This is a genomic window from Kamptonema sp. UHCC 0994, assembly GCF_029167235.1.
GTDB lineage: Bacteria > Cyanobacteriota > Cyanobacteriia > Cyanobacteriales > Microcoleaceae > Kamptonema.
On sequence record NZ_JARFTR010000141.1, the window covers coordinates 41,491 to 63,017 of the forward strand.

General features: G+C 43.8%; 16 protein-coding genes. 5 read left to right on the forward strand and 11 right to left on the reverse strand.

What is annotated here, in order from left to right; genetic code table 11:
* Positions 1 to 98 precede the first annotated feature (98 nt).
* Positions 99 to 848 carry a hypothetical protein gene (locus PY364_RS13255; protein WP_275523153.1) on the reverse strand — a complete coding sequence of 250 codons (750 nt, stop codon included), beginning with the start codon at positions 846 to 848 and terminating at the stop codon, positions 99 to 101.
* A 264-nt stretch (positions 849 to 1,112) separates the two neighbouring features.
* Between PY364_RS13255 and PY364_RS13260 the strand changes: the two genes are divergently transcribed.
* Positions 1,113 to 3,038, forward strand: coding sequence for a type IV secretion system DNA-binding domain-containing protein (locus PY364_RS13260; protein WP_275523155.1), 1,926 nt, complete (start codon positions 1,113 to 1,115; stop codon positions 3,036 to 3,038).
* Between the two features lie 125 nt (positions 3,039 to 3,163).
* Here PY364_RS13260 and PY364_RS13265 read toward each other — a convergent pair whose 3' ends face one another.
* From PY364_RS13265 to PY364_RS13295, 7 genes are all read right to left on the reverse strand, one after another.
* Positions 3,164 to 3,799, reverse strand: a complete 636-nt coding sequence (locus PY364_RS13265) for a hypothetical protein (RefSeq protein WP_275523156.1) — start codon at positions 3,797 to 3,799, stop codon at positions 3,164 to 3,166.
* 147 nt (positions 3,800 to 3,946) lie between these two features.
* Entirely contained in the window at positions 3,947 to 4,477 is a 531-nt protein-coding gene (locus PY364_RS13270) for a hypothetical protein (RefSeq protein WP_275523158.1), read from the reverse strand.
* 338 nt (positions 4,478 to 4,815) lie between these two features.
* Complete coding sequence (holA, locus tag PY364_RS13275; RefSeq protein WP_275523159.1) at positions 4,816 to 5,790, reverse strand: DNA polymerase III subunit delta; 975 nt, start codon at positions 5,788 to 5,790, stop codon at positions 4,816 to 4,818.
* Complete coding sequence (dnaX, locus tag PY364_RS13280; protein WP_275523160.1) at positions 5,787 to 7,178, reverse strand: DNA polymerase III subunit gamma/tau; 1,392 nt, start codon at positions 7,176 to 7,178, stop codon at positions 5,787 to 5,789. The genes holA and dnaX overlap by 4 nt, the downstream gene beginning before the upstream one ends.
* Positions 7,179 to 7,305: 127 nt before the next feature.
* Positions 7,306 to 8,727, reverse strand: coding sequence for a DNA polymerase III subunit beta (gene dnaN, locus PY364_RS13285; RefSeq protein ID WP_275523161.1), 1,422 nt, complete (start codon positions 8,725 to 8,727; stop codon positions 7,306 to 7,308).
* Positions 8,728 to 8,844: 117 nt separating this feature from the next.
* Entirely contained in the window at positions 8,845 to 9,486 is a 642-nt protein-coding gene (locus tag PY364_RS13290; protein WP_275523162.1) for a Uma2 family endonuclease, read from the reverse strand.
* A gap of 277 nt (positions 9,487 to 9,763) precedes the next feature.
* Positions 9,764 to 11,161 (reverse strand): AAA family ATPase, encoded by a 1,398-nt coding sequence (locus tag PY364_RS13295; RefSeq protein WP_275523163.1) that lies wholly within the window; start codon positions 11,159 to 11,161, stop codon positions 9,764 to 9,766.
* 230 nt (positions 11,162 to 11,391) lie between these two features.
* Here PY364_RS13295 and PY364_RS13300 point away from each other — a divergent pair, with 230 nt between their 5' ends.
* Positions 11,392 to 14,724 carry a caspase family protein gene (locus tag PY364_RS13300; protein WP_275523164.1) on the forward strand — a complete coding sequence of 1,111 codons (3,333 nt, stop codon included), beginning with the start codon at positions 11,392 to 11,394 and terminating at the stop codon, positions 14,722 to 14,724.
* 136 nt (positions 14,725 to 14,860) lie between these two features.
* Here the strand turns inward: PY364_RS13300 and PY364_RS13305 are convergent, their stop codons facing one another.
* Together PY364_RS13305 and PY364_RS13310 are read right to left on the reverse strand one after the other, a co-directional pair.
* The gene (locus PY364_RS13305; protein WP_275523165.1) at positions 14,861 to 15,010 is read right to left on the reverse strand and encodes a hypothetical protein; all 150 of its coding nucleotides are present in this window, start codon (positions 15,008 to 15,010) and stop codon (positions 14,861 to 14,863) included.
* 85 nt (positions 15,011 to 15,095) lie between these two features.
* Positions 15,096 to 15,350: an NfeD family protein gene (locus PY364_RS13310; protein ID WP_275523166.1), complete on the reverse strand. Its 255-nt coding sequence runs from the start codon at positions 15,348 to 15,350 to the stop codon at positions 15,096 to 15,098.
* 161 nt (positions 15,351 to 15,511) lie between these two features.
* On the opposite strand from PY364_RS13310, the gene PY364_RS13315 reads away from it, so the two are divergent.
* Entirely contained in the window at positions 15,512 to 19,048 is a 3,537-nt protein-coding gene (locus PY364_RS13315) for an NB-ARC domain-containing protein (protein WP_275523168.1), read from the forward strand.
* 144 nt (positions 19,049 to 19,192) lie between these two features.
* Here the strand turns inward: PY364_RS13315 and PY364_RS13320 are convergent, their stop codons facing one another.
* Positions 19,193 to 19,642, reverse strand: a complete 450-nt coding sequence (locus tag PY364_RS13320; RefSeq protein WP_275523170.1) for a hypothetical protein — start codon at positions 19,640 to 19,642, stop codon at positions 19,193 to 19,195.
* Between the two features lie 46 nt (positions 19,643 to 19,688).
* Between PY364_RS13320 and PY364_RS13325 the strand changes: the two genes are divergently transcribed.
* Positions 19,689 to 19,922: a caspase family protein gene (locus PY364_RS13325; protein WP_275523172.1), complete on the forward strand. Its 234-nt coding sequence runs from the start codon at positions 19,689 to 19,691 to the stop codon at positions 19,920 to 19,922.
* Positions 19,923 to 19,955: 33 nt separating this feature from the next.
* Complete coding sequence (locus PY364_RS13330; RefSeq protein WP_275523173.1) at positions 19,956 to 21,524, forward strand: caspase family protein; 1,569 nt, start codon at positions 19,956 to 19,958, stop codon at positions 21,522 to 21,524.
* Positions 21,525 to 21,527: the final 3 nt, after the last annotated feature.

Consider the following 21,527-nt stretch of genomic DNA (forward strand, 5'->3'; position numbering starts at 1 on the left):
TCGCTTTTATAACACCAAATTTTATTGTATTCCATTAGATAGAGGATCGCATATCAGATTTAGAAGGAGTTCAAACTGAGATCGCATCCGCGATCTCACTAAAGTATGGTGTGGCTTTTGGGGTTTACCGCTCTCGCTCGCAATAATGGCAGTCCTTCTACCAAGTTGATAGCTGCTTTCAAACCAGCTATTGCGTACAAAGAAGCTACATCTGCTCGTTCAGATGGGCTAGCATTGGCTTCTTCTAACAACTTTATCAGGTATTCAGGAACCTGTACGAGAGCGCCATCAGTACAAGCTAGAGGGACAAATTTAGTATCGGGAGCTAGGACTTTTGGCTTCATAAATGGCAGTTCGCGCTGGAAAGTTTTGGGAGTATGGTGATAGTTTGTTATAGCCGATTGTTCTGATTTACGCCTATACCACCGCTTGGCTCGGTAAAAACTTCCTTTCAGTAATGGGGGCTGGTTTACCACCAGTACAGCTTCGTGAAAGGGGAGATTCATTTGTTCTCCTTCCTGAATTTTTGTCCTTTCTAAGTTAGATTTTGTCAACGAGTCAGGCGCAAGGGGACAGTGAGGATAAGACATGACTTTACAGTTGTAGCTTAAGTCAGAAAGTAATTTCCCATTGCGTGACAGTTTCGCTTTAAGATAATGCCATTTTAATCCAGGGATATATGCTCCTGAATATTTTAATTCAACTGCTCCCATGTAGATCCATTCTGTACGTTCTAAGGTTAGCAAAATGTTACCTTTTCCTAGTTTAATCGTGTTGCGTTTTAAAAAACTATAATCTGGATGTCTCTTCAAAAGCTCTGACAGCCACTCTTTTTGTTTCTTATTCACGCTAAAAATATCTCTCAAGAATTTTGCTTTTTATCCAGTTGTCTGCGTTAGCAGAGATAATATAGCAACTGCTAAGGCTGTTAGGATTAGGGGCTAGGGACTAGGGAAAGAGAAGCTGTGCTAGTAATCAGGACTTACGCAGTGCTTTCTACCAAAAGTTAGAACTGTTGGCTGTAATTGTTCGTTCTTAAGACTGAGCTAACACTGATTAGTTTTGATTTAAGCTTACTTGTTTGCTAACAATAATTTGTAACTACAAATCAGATGGATTTTGAGATTAAATTTTTGATCGCACAGGCTAACTCTACTCCCGTTCTCGCTCAAACCCAGAGGAGAACCCAGCAACCCTCACCACTATCCTCAATTGACTTAGGCGGTCTTTTCCAACAATATAATAACCCGGATGGGTATCTAACAATAGGAGCGCTGATTTTCCTCCTCTTACTGTCTCGGTTTCTAGGGAATGGCAAGGGCAAAATTACCACTGGCAAAGTGTGTGGAACTTCGGAAAAAATGGCAGCTACTCAGCTTGCCTTGAAACAAATTAAAGAACGCAAACATAATAAAGTCACGCTTTGGTGTGGCAGTCCTCGCTATTGGTGGAAAGGAAAAAAACTTAGAGGTTTTGTTACTACTATTCAGACAGCTTTGGGTTCTTCTCCTACTGTTTGGCTCCCTCATGCAGAACGATCAACTTTAGTAATTGGAGCACCTGGGTCGGGTAAAACTTTTTCGACAATTGATAGGGCGCTAGAAAGTGCAATGGTGCAAGGATTTCCGATTATTCTCTACGATAAGAAAGGAGATCAGCTTAAGCTCCACGCACCGATGGCAGCGCGGTATGGCTACCAAGTGTGGGTATTTGCACCGGGAGAAGCCTATTCAGGTATTATTAATCCCCTCGACTTTATGAAATCGCCTCAAGATTCGGTCATGGCTGGGGAAATTGGTCAGGTTATTAATAGAAATGCTAGTTCAGGTAATGGAAAAAGTGACGAATTTTTCTCAAAAGCTGGAGATTTATTAGCTAAAGCACTCCTTCAATTAGTCAAGGGTTCTAAATATCCAGATATGGCAATGCTTTATGCAATTTTGAGGTTGCCAAATTTGGTAAAGCGGATTGACTATGCGATTCAATCCCGTCAAATTGATGAGTGGGTTGCCACCAGTTTTAACCAGTTTTTGAGTGCCAAAGAAGCCGAAAAAACCATCTCTGGAATTCTGACGACGGCGGCGGGAACTTTCAGCAGTTTTATCCAAGCTGACCTGTTACGAGCATTTTTAGGAAAGTCGGACATCCCGACGAAAATAGAAGGTCGGCAGATGATTGTTTTCAAATTAGATGACGAAAGGCGCTCCGTCGTGGGGCCATTACTAGCAGCAGCGATTCACCTGCTGGTTGTGTCCAACTTAAGCCGCCCTCGGAAAGATCCACTGGTTATTTCACTCGATGAATTTCCCTCTATTCGATTGGATCGGATGCCACAGTGGATTAACGAATATCGCTCGAATGGAGCTTGTTTCATTCTGGGAATTCAGAGTTTGGAGCAACTATATGAAGGGTATGGAGAGAAAATGGGGGCGGCGATCGCCTCTGCTTGTAGCACTCACATTTTGTTCAATCCTGGTAATACTGACACTGCTAAAAAATACTCCGAACGCTACGGAGAAAAAGAAGTTTTGCTCAAAAGTAAGTCTACCAGCCGTTCTATGGGTGGTCAATCTCAAAGCAATCAATCTATTAGTTGGAACGAGTCGCTTCAAAAAATGCCATTGTTTTCAGTGGATGAGATTTTGCGGTTTCCCCAGGGACGGTGTGTAATTACGAATCCCGGCTACAGTTCCGGCGGCGAGGGGTCAATTCCTTACGCGCTAACCATTCCTATTCCTAAAGCTGATTTGCAGCGGCAAAGTGAGAGTGAGGCCCTCTGGGATGCTCTTGTTAGGCTACGGCTGGAGAGTCGCATCAAACAGGCCAGTCTTGACCAACTAACTGCTGCTTTGTACGATCGCATTGAGGAAGCAGAAAGGATGTTACCTCTACCAGATGCCGGGGGTAACGTTCCATCCCCATCACCGATGCCACCAGGTTCAGGCAAGAAATTTGGCTCTGACCCGCTAGACTCAGTTGTTAGTAAAACTGAGCGTTATAGGCGGGTTTTTGCCACGGGCGGCATTGGCAAGCGTTAACGGTTGCAGTGGTAGCCAATGGAATTTTTCTATATTATGGTTCAAGTGACACAAGCCTTTTGGAGAAAAAGATTTGACCGAAAATTAACAAGTGCTCGCTCTTAAGGATGACACTTGTAGGCTCTCTAAATTTCTACCTCGTCAATTTTCTTTATGTCGAAATTAGTCGGGGTGGCGATCGCTTTTAGTGATGTTACTTGATGGGCAACTGGTGCTTCCTGTTCTGTCAGAACGGACATGAGCCAATCTTTTGTTTCTTGGTGTTGCTGGCTGTCCCAAATGATGTCGTGCCTTTTCCCTGTATAGGTGGAATGCAGTGCTAATATTGTCAGTTTGAGTTTTTCTGGCGGTAATGAAAGATATTCTGTTGCTATCCACAACTTTAATTTATCAGACCAATTCAATACCGGATGTCGAATTGCCCATTCAATTAGGTTAACATATCCATTTCTAAGAAAAGCGGCATTGGTGTTTATTTGCAAGCACACAGCTTTTTCATTCTTCGTACAAAGTTTGCTAATAAACTGGGTATCTACTAAAAATTGCGGAGGCTTCCATTCAAACACTTCAGGAAATAGTAAACCTATTTCCATTATCCATCTATCAATTTGTGGATGAGAATCTAGCAATGGTTCGGTGGGAAGTTTCATGCAGGTTTGTTTCATTGCTAGCTGAAAGTGTTGTTGTTCGGTATCAATGGGTACAGCCAACTGGCTGGGATTGATTAGGAAGTTTAAATCGGTAATTGTAATTACTTGCATAGACGGGTAAGACAGTTATTGCTTACCCGCCAGTGCGACGCTAGTCGCTTGTATGTGCTGGGTTCCCGAAACGCTTAGAAATCATTAGATAGCAATGTCAGTAGACCGAAAAGTTTTGGGATCGCTACTCTCGGTGGCGTTTAGGTCTCAAGGAGCGCGCTCAGAGGAAGCGGCCGCGATTAGCTGCCGTAGCATCTCCAAGTGCTCAGGGGTATCATCCCGCGCACCGCCGCTATCACCCACCCGATCGGCTTCAATGGCTACACCATCGCGGAAGCGAATCTCCAGCCCATGCTCGCAATCCCAATCGCACTCGGCATAGATCAGAAAGTAGGCGTGGTGTGCCTGGTAGTGGCGCGGCACCCAGATGTGGTCAATCTGCACCTGCCGCCACACATCCACTGGTCTGTCCAACGGCGGCATCTGCTCGTCATCGTCAATCGCCTCGCGGTACACCTCGTAATTTTGCACCACCGCTGGCGCGGCGTTCTCCAACGCATCCGTGCCTAACGCGAGCACATGGCGGAGCGCCTGGCGCTGCTGCGGCTCGAGCTTCTCCTCGTCTAGCTCAACCTCAATGGCAACAAGCTGCCCGTCCAACAGGACTCGATGCTCTAGCACCCAGCTACCGCCTTGTGCCGTCATCAACCCGAACTCCTCATCGTGCCGTGTCGCCATTGTCTCCTCCCAAGTAACAGCATTCGGTAGCTGATGCCCAACGGTTCGTTTGAGCGGCTGCAAACAACCTTAAACTCAGAATTAATGATTTTGGGCTCTCAGTCTACCTGCCTCTGGTTTGACAAAAGATCGGTTAACACCTTTAAAAGATAAGATTTACTAATCAGTTTTTGACGGTTAACTAGCTTTCTGTAGGTCAGGGAATTCTGTATCATCAGCTACATTTTATTAACCTTTAGGCGCGAGCGCAAAACTTTTCGGTCTACTGAATGTCTTTGGGTAAAAATTTCCCCCGTTTAACTTCTTGCATTCGTTAAACGAGGGAAATGAGCTCGGTCCTACTTTGTTAGCCTTACTTTCTTAGAAGAAAACAGTTGAGCGATCGCCAAAATTACAGGCAACATAAAATCCCCTTTGCGCCCAAGCTTCAGGGAACCCTCTAAGTCAAGCAGCAGCGACATCGCAGATGCAAGAGATGTTAGGGAAGCAGCAGCTACTTCTTTTCTCAGAAAGTACACTCGCTTTGGGTTGGCAATTTGACAAATCCGGGCAATTTCAACGTCTTGCTTAACCCCTCCAACTATCGCCGCTTTCACCCACAACCAAGTTCTAAATTGAGTAATCAGCGTTGCACAAATCGCTAGTGGAAAAGTTCCTATTGCCAAAAGTTCTTGCAGCAAGTAAACTGCTCTCTTACAGTTATCTTCCCTCAGCGCTTCGGCAAGCTGGAGACTATTTTGAGTAGTTGAAGGAACCAGCGCTCGCACTTCCTTTAAAGTGAGGTTCGCACCCCTGCTGTAAGTCGCCAGCTTGTGCAATTCTGATTCAGCACGAGCCGAATTGTTGCCGATCGCAACTGCCAAGTAATCAATGACATTTGAGTTCAGCGACAACCCTATTGTCAAAGCTTGACTTCGGATAGAATGGGCAATAAGATCCGTTCGCCAAGGGGGAATAAGGTCGAACTCGAACAATTTAGCTTGAGAAAGCAGGAATTTTGCTACCTTCAGGCGTTTGTCAATAGAAGACGCTATAAAAACCAGGTTGGTTTTTTCTGGTATCTGTAGGAGCAATGGGAAAACATCCAGCGCCTCCTCAGTAAACTGTTTGAAATTACACCCTTCGATCGCTACTAGTTTCGCTTTTTCTGTTCCCACAGCAGGAGTTAAAGCGCAGTCAACTGCCTCCTCCAATGCTGAAGCATCAAAGCGGTGATAATTGAAACTCATCCAAGCAGGATCGAGGTTCTTTTTAAAGGCAGAAAGCTTTTTGTGAATCGCGTGGAGGTCATCCCCTATCAGCAAGCTAATCATAGGTTTTTCTCCTCAAACGACACTTGATAGTGGATACCAGTTGCCGCCAGAAATATTTTCTGCACCTTAGCTGCGTTTCGGTTAAACTTGTCTAGGTATTGGGTGGGAACTGCCAGCACCGCTTTCTTTTCCGTTAGTGCGATCAGGGAAGCAGCAGAGAGTAAAGCGCGGTTGTTCTCAGAAGTGGCTGAGAGTACCTTTTCCCAAATGGTTTGTTCTTTGGAACGAGGCGATCGCAATTTGGAGGTGCGTTCAGATTGACAGGGATTAGCGATCGCACTATCTGTAGCGTAGGATTTTAATTGTGGTATCTTCGCCAATCCCAGCAAGCAGAGTTCCAACCACAGCGTAGGGTGAGCGCTTTTGCTGAGTTGCCATTCCGAAGTCCGCAACTGTTCGAGGCCATTGGCGATCGCATTATAGTCCGAAGCATCGGCAATTGACCGCAGCGCCGAGTGCGAAATGCCGCTAACTAGCATCAGCGAACAGTCTGGGACACTCTTCACCAGCAACAAGTCTCGGTAGCAGGCAAGTAACGACCCCAGCAGCATTTTAGGGCTTTTCCCGCTGTCAATGAGTTCGCGGGACAGTTGTAGCAGCTTCAGCGCGTCACCGGTGCGGGCCGATTGCAAAATTGCGACTAGATCGGACTCCGGTATCCGCCCCGACAGTTCCAAAACGCGATCGCTACTAATTTCCTCTCCTAATAAGCTTAACTGGTCGAGTAACTGCAAGGCATCCCTCATTCCACCATTCGCAGCGCGGGCGATCGCAATTTTAGCTGGTTCGGTAATTGCAATTGACTCTTTCTCAGCTATCATTGTTAACTGCTGGACAATAGATAAAATTGCCAGCGATCGAAATAGAAACGTTTGGCACCGACTGTTAATGGTTGGCAGCACTTTGTGTTGCTCTGTTGTGCACAAGATGAACACTACATGATGCGGAGGTTCTTCCAAACATTTTAGAAGAGCGTTAAAAGCTTGGGAGCTTAGGCAGTGAACTTCATCTAAAATAAACACTCGGTAGCGGCTGATAGCTGGTGCAAAGTGCGATCGCTCAATCAGGACACGAGCGTCATCAACACCGTTATGGGAAGCCGCGTCAATTTCAGAAACGTCTAAGCTGTTGCCTTTTTCAATTGAGCAACAGGACTGACAATTACCGCACGGTTTTACAGTAGGTTTGTCTGCATTCGTGCAGTTGAGAGATTTAGCTAAAATGCGAGCCGTTGAAGTTTTGCCCGTTCCTCGTTCGCCGGCAAACAAGTAAGCTGGAGCAATTTTATTAGTTTTGACCGCATTAGAAAGCGTTCTTTGAATGTACTCCTGTCCGGCCAGTTCCGACAAGGTACGAGGGCGGTATTTTTGAGGTAATGCTGCGTACATGATTGAATAGTTAGGTGTAATTTGGACTGAGAAGAAGGGGAAGGGGAAGGTAAAGAAAGGAGAAGTTTTTACTTTTATTTCTTTAATAAAAGCTAACAATAACTAAATTTTTTCTTTCCCTTCCCCTTCATTCTTTGAAAATTGGCATTAGCAAGTATTTCGTATCCATCAGGATATTGGGCTTGTCGCGGTTGCCAAAAGGAACTAAAATGGCGGGGCCATCGTGCTGAGTGAGGTGCATTTGAACTTGAGAGCTAGAAATCGCTTTTGCACCTTCTAAGAGGTATTTAATGTTGAAGGAAATTGAAAAATTGTCGTCGGAATTGACGTGCGCTGCCATCTGTTCCAAGCCGTTTCCAAATTCTCTGAACAGCGATAATGACACTTGCTGTGCTTCGCCATTAATGCGAATGCTAAGAGTTTTTTCTTTCTTGTCTGCCAGCACAGCAATTCTCTCTAGCGCTTTGATGAAAGGCGCTTTTTCCAGCGTCACCTGATATTTGAAATCCTGCTGCAATAACTCCTGATAAGCTGGGTATTTGCCTTCTAAACAGCGCGTCACTAAGCGCTGTGTTCCCCATCGGAATTCTACGAGAGCGCTTTCATTGCTGTAAGAAAGCTCTACTGGGTCAGCGGATGTCCTACTCGATAAAATTCGCTCCAGTTCTGTAAGCGATTTAGCTGGTACTGTTAGTTCTAAAGGCTGTGCTATTTCTGCTTGTTTCTTCTTAGAAAAACCTTGAATTGAAGTATTAAGGACAACCAAACGGTGGCCGTCTGTGGCAGCAAATTCGAGGCTATCTTGGCAGATTTTGAGGTAAACACCTGTCAGGATATACTTGGTTTCATCGGTAGCGGTGGCAAACAGTGACCCTTTCAGCCCTTCTTTCAATGTTTCAGGGGGAATGCGAATTGTTTGTGCTGTTTTTACTTCAGGAATGGCAGGGAATTCTTCACTCGAAATCCCTCGAACTTGATAGCGACCGCAAGCAGCTATTAGGGTAGCAACTGGACTGTTGCTAACAGCCTCTGGTAAGGTGGTGCTATTCTGGCTATCTTCACCTTCCTGCTTCAAGGCTTCACGGCTAACTAAAGTGATATCTCCGGGCGAGAATTTCCCGACAATATCGCTGAGAAGTCCGACTGGAATAGTCATGTCGCCGGGAGATTGAACGTTGGCCTCAAAGGAGGTTTGAATAGCCAATCTCATGTCGAAGACGGTGAGTTGGACTCGCTGTGTTTTTTTGCAAGCGACTAAGAGGACATTTCCTAATACTGGATGGGTGGGTTTTGCTGGGACAGCTTTGCTAACAAGTTCGAGATGGTTGGCTAAATTGTCTTGGGTGCAAACTAGCTTAATTTCTGGTGGTAAAAGCTGGGGAGAATCGCTATTGGGGGATTGGTGTTCGGATTCTTCTTCAAGTTTTGGCTCATCTTTGACCAAAGGTTTTGTTGGTTCTAAGGGAACACTTGCCTTGGGGTTTATTTTGGAGGAACCGTTTTCTTTGTTTCGTCTTTTAGCTGTATCGCTGCGAGATTTGGTCTGCATCTTTGTGCGTTAAAATAGCTGCTAAACGGGGGCAGCGTTAGCTGCGTAGAGAATAGCTTGCACGATTCAGTTTGTCACTCGATTTTAGATATTAAGATTTGAGTACAATATTCCTTTTTATATCCTTTCTCGCACCCATTTGCGAAACGCCCTCAAAGCTGCACTTGTCCCCGCCGTGCGGCTCATTTCTACAAACTGAGAAATGCCTTCAATTACTGGAAAATTAGGAAAAGTAGGGCTAGTTTGAGACTCAATATATTCTTCATCTCCTAGCACATTAATCTGCAATTTATCCTTTTCATACCGCCACAGTTCTGGAACGCCTAGTGCCTGATATGCGTTCAACTGAGTTTTAGACGTAACATCCACTTCAATCGCTAAATCTGGCGGCGGGTCAACCATCAAATCTAACCGTCTTTTGCCAATCATGGTTTCATAATTTTGAATATAAAAGCAGTTATCCGGCTCAATTCCCGCTGCCATTCCTTGCCGTTTAAAAGTTGTCGAGCCATAACACTCTCGCGACCTTTCCTGTTCTTCTAAAAGAATCTTTACCATATCTCCAATGATTTCTTTGTTAAATTCATGTTCTGGTAAAGGCATCCTAATCTCCAAAATTCCTTGAAAATAAGCAATTTGTGCTGCCCTATGTTCGCCCAATTCCTCCAAAATTGCCTCAAAATCTTGCCAGTTGACATCAAAAAACTGTACGCGCTGTCCAGGGGGGACGCTTAATTGCTTTAATTGCAGTGTCACCATCGCGATTGTCCTCTTATTAGAGTCTCTATTACTTTACGTTGAATTGACACAAAATGTCAAATTGTTGTATGCTATTTTAGTGTGAGTTATTAACTAAACATTGCTTTAATAGTTTTTATTGGTACAAGTAAATTGGGCCTAAAGGGGCGCTCGTCTTGTCAGACCGTAAGCGAGTAGGCGTAGCTAGCGTTTGACGGCTCGACTGAGCGCGAGCCGTCAAGTCCGCAGGCATCGCCCTTAAACCCTAAAAGTGCCATTCAGCCAATATAAACTAGGCTTACTTAGTAACAAAAATCCGGTGCTTCGCACGACTACAACTCACGTACATAAGCTGATTATGCGCTCGAATACTGTGGCGGTATTCTTTTAGAAATTGAGCTTTTTGACAAGGGAAAACTTGAGCAAGATACAGCAATTTAGTAGCAACTTTTCTGCCGATATCACTGCTGTCAATTCCCACCTCCGTGAAGGTAGATCCTTGAGAATTATGCACAGTAATTGCCCAACAATTTCTCATGTCTGCAAAGATTTCACAATGGTTATACCATGCCTTCCATAAGCTTGGATTGCTTTTAGCATTTTGCAGTAACCTAGCATTGTCCTGTTGGAATCGGCGAGTGTCACTGTCGTGGAGGATGTAGATTTGGCGGAGGTCGCCTGTATCGGTTTTAACCTGGAGATTCCAAGCTTTATACCCAGAGTACCTATCCTCTCGAAATTCGGCAATTTCCACTTCTGCTGATGTGGACAGAATGACAGTTTTGCCGTCGGGAGCAATAACGGGAGCTTTAGCAATCAACCTCTCTCCAATAATAAATCTGGGAGCATTTTTTCCGTAGATTTTGGCTCTGATTTTGCTATTCCAGTAGGCAACGCGCTCGTTAGTGTAGCAGAGGATGCGAAAGCAGTCGGGGTCTTGAGGGAAAGTAGAAGAGAACTTTTTTAAGGCATATTTCAACAGCGTTTCTTCTCTGACTAGGAAAGCTCCATTTTTTTTATCAAAGCTAAATTTGGAGAAGGGTTTGAATGCTTCTTTGCTCTTAACAGCCGTGCGACAAGCTGTTACAAATTCTAGCAGAGGGCTGCCCGCACCTTGCCTAACGACCTCTGTTAAAATTGCTTTTTCAGGGACGTTGAAAGCTTGGGATTTTTTCTCTTCTATTTCGTCATTAACCGGAGGTAATTGTGCGGGGTCGCCCATGACAATAAGTTGCCGATTGCTACCAAGGAGCAAAGTGCTAGGAATTCTTTCTTGAATGATATTCCACAGTTCTGTTGTCACCATACTACACTCATCAAGAAAGATGGTGTCGTACAGGTGAAGGAAAGAAGGAGAAACTTGTTTGAGGATTTTATTTTGCCCCTGTTTAACTGGAGCTAATCCTAGTAGTTGGTGGATGGTCATAAAGTCTACTCCTATGAGTCCTTTTTCATTAGCCATCCGTCGCAATACGCCTACTGCTTTATTGGTGGGAGCGGTGAAAGCGACTCTTTTTCCAGCGCTGACTAATTGTTCTGCTACTAGGTTGACAAGGGTTGATTTTCCCGTGCCTGCATATCCAAATAGCCCGAATACCCGTTTAGAACTTATGAGAAATTGTTCAATGAGTTGGAGGGCATTGTTTTGTTGAGAAGTTAATTGGAAATTCTTGGGTTTTACGAGTGTTTGAATCATAGAGTAGGTTTGTTCTACTATTTTTCAAACACTCATCAGCGGTAGCTGAGATTTATACAAAAATTAATTAATGAGACGATAATAACAATAGTTTATTAGGTGTATTTTAGCTGTATTCAAGTTTTACATACTAAGAAGTTAGGTTAGAAAGGGCTTGAGTGTTGCATCAGGGAATAATTTAAGGTATGCTTGATTTCAATATCTTTCAGCCTGAGTAGCTTTAATCATACATGAACCGACAGGCCTTGGTAGTCGGGATTAACCGATATCCTTTTATCAAAAATTTGGAAAGACCCGCTTCTGATGCAGAGGCGATCGCGCATCTCCTAGAAACCTACGGCGGTTTTAAGGTGAGTCGGTTGCCGACTGGTATCGCTGATCAGAAATTCAAGGTCAATCCTAAACCTGGTAATGGAGAAGAAGATGTTAACATTAAGGTATTAGAAGAAGCAATCATCCAACTGTTCGCCATAGGAGAAAAAGATTGTCCTGATACAGCCTTGCTGTTTTTTGCTGGACACGGTTTGCGAAAACCGCGCGGATTAAAAGAAGGATTTTTAGCTACCAGTGATGCTTGCCCTAGAAAAGAATTATATGGTTTGGCTTTAAATTCACTGCGAGATATTTTACTAGAAAGTGATGTTAAACAGCAGATTATCTTGCTGGATTGTTGTCATAGTGGCCAATTTATCGACGTATTAAATAAAGCCGATCCAGGAAATGCAGGCAAAGTACGAGATCGCTGTTTTATTGCTGCCTGTAGTGCTTCGGAAACTGCTTACGGCACTGGCAAACATGGCGTACTAACTAGCATTCTTTTACAAGGACTCGATCCGCAGCCGCGTCGAGTTAACGAGTGGATAGATAACCTTTTTTTAGCAGATTTCGTTAACCAACAAATACAAACTAATGAATACTGGCGAAACTTTCCTCAGCGTCCAGTTTTTAACAATTCTGGCGGAGCAATTCAACTCATCCAGGGAGTAAAAATTGGTAACGAAGAAACAGTTAGTACGCGACAACCTGATATTTGTCCCTACAAAGGTTTGCAAGCGTTTGATTTTAACGAGACTGACCCCAAATATTTTTATGGTCGTACTGCATTAACTGGTGAGTTAATTGAAAAAGTAAGAACCGGGAGTTTTTTAGCAGTTCTCGGCCCTTCAGGAAGCGGTAAATCTTCTGTTGTGAGGGCAGGATTGCTTTATCAATTAAAATTAGGACAGCGACTTTTACAGAGCAAACAGTGGAAAATCTTGCCGGTGATTCGACCCGGAGAATATCCACTGCAAAGTTTAGCAGAAGCCTTTGCTGAAGGCAATAAAACTGCCTTACGCTGGCTTAAGGATGCACTCAATCAAAATGTGGGTGTAGCACTACAAGAGTTTGTAGCAGATGTTGAAGCAGAACGGGTATTTTTGGTGATCGACCAATTTGAAGAAGCGTTTACTTTGTGTCAAGGAACTGCAAAACAAGAGGCAGAACGTCAACAGTTTTTTGAGTGTTTATTAGGAGCATTAGATAGCACTGAAAATAAACTCTGTGTTGTTATTACTATGCGGGCAGATTTCTTGGGTAAGTGTGCCGAACAGGAATATGCCGGACTTGCGAAAAAGATTCAAGAGCATTTGGTGACAGTTACACCTATGACTTTTGAGGAGTTGGATGAGGCGATTTGTGAACCAGCCAAACAGGTAGGCTTAGAAGTAGAACGTCGGTTAGTTACGCAGATGATTGTAGATGTGAAAGATTCTGCGGGTAGTTTGCCACTATTGCAATTTTGTCTCACAGCACTTTGGCAGCAGTGGCATCAACAATGGCAACAAGGAAAGCCAGGATTACCTAATCAGCTTACTCTTAATTATTATAACGAATTAGGAGGTTTAAAGGGAACGTTAGAAAAACAAGCTAATAAAGTTTTTGAGAACTTATCAACAGCGCAACAGGAGATAGCCAAGTGGATTTTTATCGAGTTAACGCAGTTGAGAGAAGATGCGGAGGATACTCGTCGGCAAGTTACGAAACATCAATTAGTAGAAATTTTTGGAAGGGGGGAATATTCAGAGGAGCTAGTTGAACAGGTAATTGGGATTTTAAATGATGAAAGAGCTAGGTTAATTATTACGAGCGATGAAAATGGGTTTCCGGTGGTTGATATTGTCCATGAAGCATTGATTCGACATTGGGATAAGTTGTGTGAGTGGGTGAATGTGGAGAGAGAAGCGATTAAACTTAAGCGGAATATTGAGCAAGCAGCGAAGGAGTGGGAGAACAATGGTAAGACTGAAGACTTGGCTTTTCTTTGGCAAGGCTCAAAACTGTATGCAGCAGAGAATTATGCGGGAAGTGTATCACTGTCGAATTTATCGCAAGAATTTATCGAAGCAAGTCAAAAACTTCGGGAAGGTAGCCTCAGAGAAAAAGAAGAACAGCTTGCTAAAGAAAAACAACGCACTGCTGAATTACAACAGGCACTCACCGAATCTAAGTTGCGTGAGCAAGCGGCTAGAGTACAGAATTTGCTCACAGCACAACCAGTTGAGGCTTTAGTGCTGGCTATTCAAACGATGGGACTGAATTTAGATACTTTGCCTAAAAATGCTGCTGAAAATCCACTTCTATTTGCTGAGAAACTACTTGCTCCCGTTCTGTCTAGCCTCAAGATAGCGGTGGAAAAATTCAGAGAATCCATTACTTGCCGGGGACATGAGAAATTTGTTAGTTCAGTCACCTTTAGCCCTAATGGAAAGTTAATTGTTAGTGCCAGTAATGACAGAACTATACGCTTGTGGGATATCAATGGCTACCTCATCAATGAACCTTTCAGAGGACATGAAGATGCTGTCAATTCAATCGCCTTTAATCCAGATGGAAAGTTAATTGTTAGTGGGAGCAGTGACAAAACTGTGCGCTTGTGGAGTCTTACGGGCAAACTTATCGCTACATTGGAAGGTCATGAAGATACTGTCAATTCAACCGCCTTTAATCCAGATGGAACGTTAATTGTTAGTGGGAGCAGTGACAAAACTATACGCTTGTGGGATATCAATAGCCGCCTGATTAATCAACCCTTCAAAGGACATGAAGATACTGTCAATTCAATCGTCTTTAGTCCCGATGGAAATTTAATTGTTAGTGGAAGCAGTGACAAAACTGTGCGCTTATGGAATCTTACGGGCAAACTTATTGCTACATTGGAAGGGCATAAGCGTACCGTTAGTTCTGTTGCTATCAATCCCGATGGGCAGTTAATTGTTAGTGGTAGTACCGACAGAACTGTGCGGATATGGGATCTCTTAGGCAACTCTATTGCTACATTGGAAGGCCATGAGGATGCTGTTAGTTCTATAGCCATTAGTCCTAATGGGTTGTTGATTGTCAGTGGCAGTTATGACAACACTGTACGAGTATGGTTAGGTAGTTGGTGGGCATGGCTGCAAGTTGCCTGTAACAGATTGCGATACAACTCTATCTTTCAAAATCCTCAGACTGAGGTGGAAAAGCAAGCTTGCGAAACTTGTCGCAAGTATGTATGGGATAAAAAATACACAATAAATATTTGAAAGTGGATACATCGATTAAGCGGGTGAGTTTTATCTTGGCATTCGTTGTGGTATCCATAGCAAAAGGAGAGCGATCGCGCTTGCTTCTGTTTCAGAAACGCGATCGCTCTCCCTAACACAAATTCAACTAAACTTATTAAGGGCAAGGAAAGTTGCCATCTTCACTCGGACACTTCTTAGCTTTTGCCACTTGAACCCCATTATTATGCTGCTGAACCGCTGCCAAAACAACCCCTTCCATTCCCAAAATGAACAGCAGCGAGACAAACAAATTTTTCCAATTCATAACTCGGTTCTCCTTTCAATTTAATTGTTTAATCAAGGGAGAAGCGAGGCGGTACCAACCTTAGCTTCCAAAACGTAAAAAACCTCTATCTAGGCATCACCAGTAACGTAATTCCTACGCGACCAACAATGCAGACAGCTTGCTCAGGAATCAAAGTCACTTGGCACTCAACTTTGTAAAGTTGTGCTGGCCAATAAGTCCCCAAACACCGAACTCTCCCTGGCTGCACCGAAGAAATTGTTTCCTCAACAACTCCCTCAATCGCTTCCGAAAAGAGTTCTGGTTTGTCATTACTAAAAAACATTCCTAACTCACCTAAAAACTCAATAGCTTGAGGCATTTAGCAACATTAATTAGCTGCTTTCACCTCAACAACCTCATTCTCAAACGGGCGTGAATTAGTTCTCACCAAAGAAACGATCGCGATCGTCAAAGATGTATCAAACTTGTGTAAAACTTCTGATTAGCCCTCTCAAACCACCACTTCCAGGGAGTTCCGCTATGTCGCGATCGCTCCGAGTTGCACCGCCATTCATCCCGCAAGTCAAAACCGCCGCCCAGCGGACAGGTTGCCCCAGTCAAAAAGTTTTAGCAATGGAACTGGGACTCTCTCGCCCCACCGTCAGCAACTTCCTCAACGGCAAACCCGTTGACTTCCTCAACTTCGTGGAAATTTGCGAAAAACTGGGGCTCGACTGGCAAGCGATCGCAGATATCGACGGCATCTCACAAAGTATCCCCACCCCGCCACCCCTAACTCACAAACGCCACGACTGGGGGGATGCTCCCGATGTCTCCTCTTTTCGCGGGCGCGACACCGAACGTGCTAACCTAGAGCGGTGGATCGTCCAAGATAATGCTCACTTAGTAGCTTTATTAGGCATGGGTGGCATTGGCAAAACGGCATTATCAGTCCGTCTCGCCCAACAAATTTGCGATCGCTTCGAGTACGTTATTTGGCGCAGTCTCCGCAACGCCCCGCCCGCCTCGGAAACCTTAGCAACATTAATTAAATTCCTATCTCATCAAGAGCAAAAAGCAGATTTTCTAGCAACTTTTGAGGCGCAATTATCGCGACTAATGGAGTGTTTGCGAACCTCTCAATGTCTGATTATTTTGGATAATATCGAGTCAATTTTGCACAGCAGTGGTGGCGGATATCGAGACAACTGTGAAGGCTACGGCGAACTTTTCAAGCGAGTAGGAGAAACGCCCCATCGCAGTTGCCTTATCCTCACCAGTCGCGATAAATTGAGAGAATTAGCGACCCTCGAAGGTGAAACTCTACCCGTCCGTTCTTTGCCATTAAAAGGTTTGACAACTATCGAGGGGCAAGCCATTTTAAAACTCAAAGGGTTATCGCTTTCGGCGGCGAATCAAACTAAAGAATTGAGCGATCGCTGTGGTGGCAACCCCTTAATCTTAAAAATTGTCGCTGCAACTATTAAAGATTTATTTGATGGCAATATTGAGGAATTTCTCAAGCAAAAAACCATTGCCTTTGAGGATATTCGCACCCTGTTAGATGAGCAAATCAATCCCTTATCAGATATAGAAAAGCAGATTATGTACTGGTTGGCAATAGAAAGAGAGCCAGTTTCGACGCAAATTTTACAAGCAAATTTATTGCTATCTGTTGCACAACCGACCTTACTCACAGCTTTAAAGTGTTTAGTTCACCGTTCATTAATTGAAAAAAGTGATGGTAATTTTACTCTGCAACCCGTTGTCATGGAATACATGACAGAACGATTAATTGAGCAAATTTGCAGAGAAGTTACTGGGGGAGAAATTGCACTTTTTAACAGCTTTGCTTTAATGAAAGCCACTACTAAAGACTACATTCGAGCCGCGCAAACTCGTTTCATCGTTAAACCAATTACTGACAAATTCTTAACGACTTTTGGCAACTTATCGAGAGTGGAACAGCAACTCAAACATATCTTATTACAACTACAGCAAAATTCAGCTTCCCAATCTGGCTATGCTGCGGGAAACATTCTCAATTTCCTCGTCTATTTGCAATGCGATTTAACCGGATATAATTTTGCTAATCTCACTGTTTGGCAAGCTTTTCTCAGAGATGCCAATTTACATCAAGTTAACTTCGCCCATACTCATTTAGAAAACTCAATTTTTAGCGAAGCACTTAGCAGCATTTTCTCAGTAGTATTTAGCTCAGATGGTAAAATTTTAGCTACAGCAGATTATACCGGAAAAATTCACCTTTGGCAAGTCAAAGACGGTCAAAAAGTTTTTACCTTTGAGGGAGAAGGTCAATATTTACGGCGGTCAATTGCCTTTAGTCCTAGCGGTGAAGTTTTAGCTAGTGGTGGCATTGAAGGAAGTGTACAACTGTGGGATATTAGCACAGGTGAATGTTTGAAAGCTTTGCAGGGACACGCGGATTGGATCAATGCAGTTGCCTTTAGTATTGACGGCAAATTTATAGCTAGTGGTAGTAGCGATGGAACTATAAAATTATGGGAGATTGCAACTGGTGAATGCAGACAGACGTTGCAGGGACACGGGGATTGCGTTCATGCAGTTGCTTTTAGTTGTCGAGGCATTTTAGCCAGTGGTAGCCGAGATAATGAGATCCGCTTATGGGATGGGTCATGTGGAGAGTGTATTGCTATTTTTCAAGGACATGAGAAGTCAGTTTATAGCGTTGCCTTTAGTCCTAACGGAGAATTTTTGGCAAGCAGCAGTGGGGATGGTTTAGTGAAGTTATGGAATGTGGAAAGTCGCCAATGCCAAGCGACTTTGCCAGGACATGACAATCTAGTTTTAACGGTAGCTTTTAGTTTTGATGGGGAAATTTTAGCCAGTGCTGGCTATGATAAAATAGTGAGATTATGGGACATCAGCGATGTTGAAAACTGCCGTATTGTTGCCTGTTTAGAGGGACATAAAAATTCGGTGCGTTCAGTTGCTTTTAGTCCGCGAGAGAGAGTTTTCGCCAGTGGCAGTGTTGATTATAGCGTCAAATTATGGAATCTTCAAGAAGTAGAAAACAGCCGTGCAATTATTACTTTACAGGGATACACAACTTGGATTCGTGCGTTAGCATTTAGTTCCCAAGGTCAAATACTGGCAACTGGTAGCAGCGATCGCCTTGTCCGGTTATGGGATGTTAATACTGGCAAGTGTTTGGCAACTTTATCAGGACATACAGATACTATCTTTTCAGTGGTATTTAGTTCTGATGGAAAAGTGCTTTTTAGTGGCAGTGGTGACGGTACGGTGAAGGTGTGGAATGTGGCAACGGGTAAGTGCTTAATGACATGGCAAGCGCATCAGTATCGAGTGCAATCGGTGGCATTTAATCCTAATATAAACCAAGGGGAAATTTTAGCGAGTGGTGGTCGTGATTCTTGTGTAAGATTATGGGATGTAAGTAAAGGGAAGTGTTTGGCAACTTTTTCAGAGAATAATGAGCGAGTGAATGCAGTTGCTTTTAGTAATAATGGAGAGATTTTAGCCAGTGGTTTGTTTAATGGAACAGTTAAGTTGTATGATGTTGGCACGGGTGAATGTCTGGGAATTTTACAGGAAAATTCTCGACCAATTCAGTCAATTGCTTTTAGTCCAGATGGTCGATTTTTAGCAACTGCCAGTATTGACAATTTGGTGCGTTTGTGGGATGTGAATACTTATCAATGTTGTGCTGTTTTGCCAGGGCATACTAATTGGGTGAATGCCGTTGCTTTTCATCCTGAAGGGACTATTTTAGTGAGTAGCAGTGGTGATGGGACGGTGCGAGTTTGGGATGTTGCTACTTATGAATGTTTAGCGATTTTGGCAGGACATAATAATTGGGTTTATGCGGTTGATTTTAGTGCGGATGGGTCAATGGTGGCGAGTGGGAGTGCGGATGAAACGATTAAGTTATGGGATACTAAAACCTGGGAATGTTTGAAAACGCTGCGAATTCCTAAACCTTATGAGGGGATGAATATTACTGGGGTAACGGGTTTATTGGAGGCAACAATGGCTACACTTTTAGAGTTGGGGGCAGTGGAAAGTGGAAATTAAAATTCCGGGTGATTAGAAATCGCGCAGCAACGCGGGCACACCAATAAATGGCGATTAGAAATCGCGGCTACACAAACAAAGTCCGCCTACGCGGACTGGGAGAAAAAGGAGGTAATAAACATGGTTTTGGTAGTGGATAGGAGATTAGGAAAAGAGGGGGTCTATTCGCCTTAGCCAGTTTAATTGTTGTGCGAAATTATTGGGGTTATTGGCTTTGAGGACTTTGACAGTAATTTGAATAATTTGCTGACCTTGAAATGGGGAATTATTGTCTGTATCGCCGCGTTGTTCTAGTTCGCCGCGAGTTAGCAAGGCTTCGGAAAGTTCTTTTTCATTGGGCAACCATTGGGAATTAAAGTTATTAGTAGCATTTAATTGGTTGAGGGCTACTTGAAATAGTTGGTCGAGGCTGGTATTATCAGCAATAACAGGGATAAGACCGAGATAGATGAATTCCCAGTCATCGGGATCGAGTTCGAGTTGTTCGCCAATTTCAAAAAGTTTTGTTCGTTGAGACTGAGTGAGAGGCTGTTCTAGGTTTTTGAGTGCTCGCAGGAGGGCGAGAAGGGTTTTGTCAGGGGAGGGAAGATTCATTGGGGGCGATCGCACTTACTTGGTATAATCAGATTCATCATAGTGGATGGGTGACATGAAGCGGCAAGCGTTGGTGGTTGGGATTAACAGATATCCGTTTCTCAAACAACATTTGGAATACGCGGCTGCTGATGCGGAGGAAATTGCCCGTTTACTCAGACAGTGCGGCCAGTTTGAGGTAAAAGTCCTTCCTGAAACCTACCAGGATGGGGCTATTCAGGTTGAGGAGAAGGGTTTGGTGAAAGGGGACACTCTACGAGAAGAAATCTCGAAACTATAAACATTTAAACTCCCAACAATAAGCTAAAAATCAATGAAACGAATCGCCCTAGTAATAGGAATCAACCGCTATCCCCTCCTCAAAGAAAACCCCACCGACGAACCCCGAAACCTCGCCACAGCGGCCAGAGATGCAGAAGCGATCGCACGTCTCCTAGAACTCTACGGGGCCTTTGAAGTCCATCGCCTCCCCGCCTGGGAAGACACTTCTCAATTCGATCTCATCGGCCTCGTCAAACAATCAGAACTCGAAGCCGCCATTACCCAACTTTTCCAGCCTCAAAGCAACCGCATTCCTGATACCGCCCTCCTATTTTTTGCCGGTAACGGTTTGCGGCGGAAACACGAAGACGATTCAACAGAAGGATTTTTAGCTACCAGCGACTCTAACCCTAGAAAAAACTTGTGGGGCGTTTCCCTGCGATGGTTGCGCCAAATCTTGCAAAATAGCCCCGTCAGACAACAAATAATCTGGCTAGATAGCAGTTTCAGCGGCGAATTATTCAACTTTACCGATACCGAAACTAGCGATCGCCCTTTAGATCGCTGCTTCATCACCGCTTGCCAGAAATCAGAAATCGCTTACGCCCGCGACGGTAGGGGTTTACTCACCCGCGCGATCGCACTTGCACTCGATCCTACCAAACAGGGCGATTACACGACTAACGACACCCTGAAAAGTGCGATCGCACAAGCATTTGCACAAGAAAACCTCCAACATCCCATTTGCGACATTAGCGGCACAATTCTCCTCACAGCCACCCGTCGGGAAGATATCGAACGCTTAGACTTTTCAGAACATCCCCTCGAAATACTTTGGCGACATTCCCGCGACTGGTTTGCTGACAATGAACCTGAAGAAGTTTTAATGACACATAATGCTAATTTAGTCAGTAAATACTTCTTTGGCAATCCTCCAGATTTAGAGAAAGCCAAAGGCTATAAAGAGGCGGTTGAAACTGCACTCGGAGTGACTTTCCCCGCTACTTGGTGGGAGAAAGAAAACTTTATTGAAATCTTACACGAATGCCTAAAATCCCTCTGTGGAGATTTCTTTCACGGTTGTAATGAAGCAGGCGATCGCCATATTTCAGTCGGTTCTGCTTATTTAATCGCCTTGATGGTTCATCAAAAAACTTGGGGAAACATTGAACCATTAACTAAATTTGCTACCGCCACAGATTGGGAATGGGGAAAAATCAAAAAAGCACCTAAAGCCTTCCTATTTCCCTACCAAGATCAAAATACATCTGCCTTATCTGCTAAAAATTTGTATGACCTTTTTCTTCACTTATTTGAAAAGCGAGGTCAAGCAAGTAGTTCACAAATCAAAAAAGCCTTTTTTGACAAAGAAGGCAAAGTGCTGAAAATCCAATTTCAGTGGTTCGCTAATCAAGCGGCTGAGGATAGCGATAAGAGTTTAGCAAATTGGTCATCTCAACTGGCTCAAGAAGACAATATCTTAATTCCAACCCAACTCAAAAATACTCGCTATGCAATTTTGCGTGTGTGGAGGAGTATGCTGGCCAGTCAAGATGGCTTTATGGGTTCTGGCACTATTGGAATGAAAAAAGATACTTTAATATTAGCATCTTTATTATGAGGA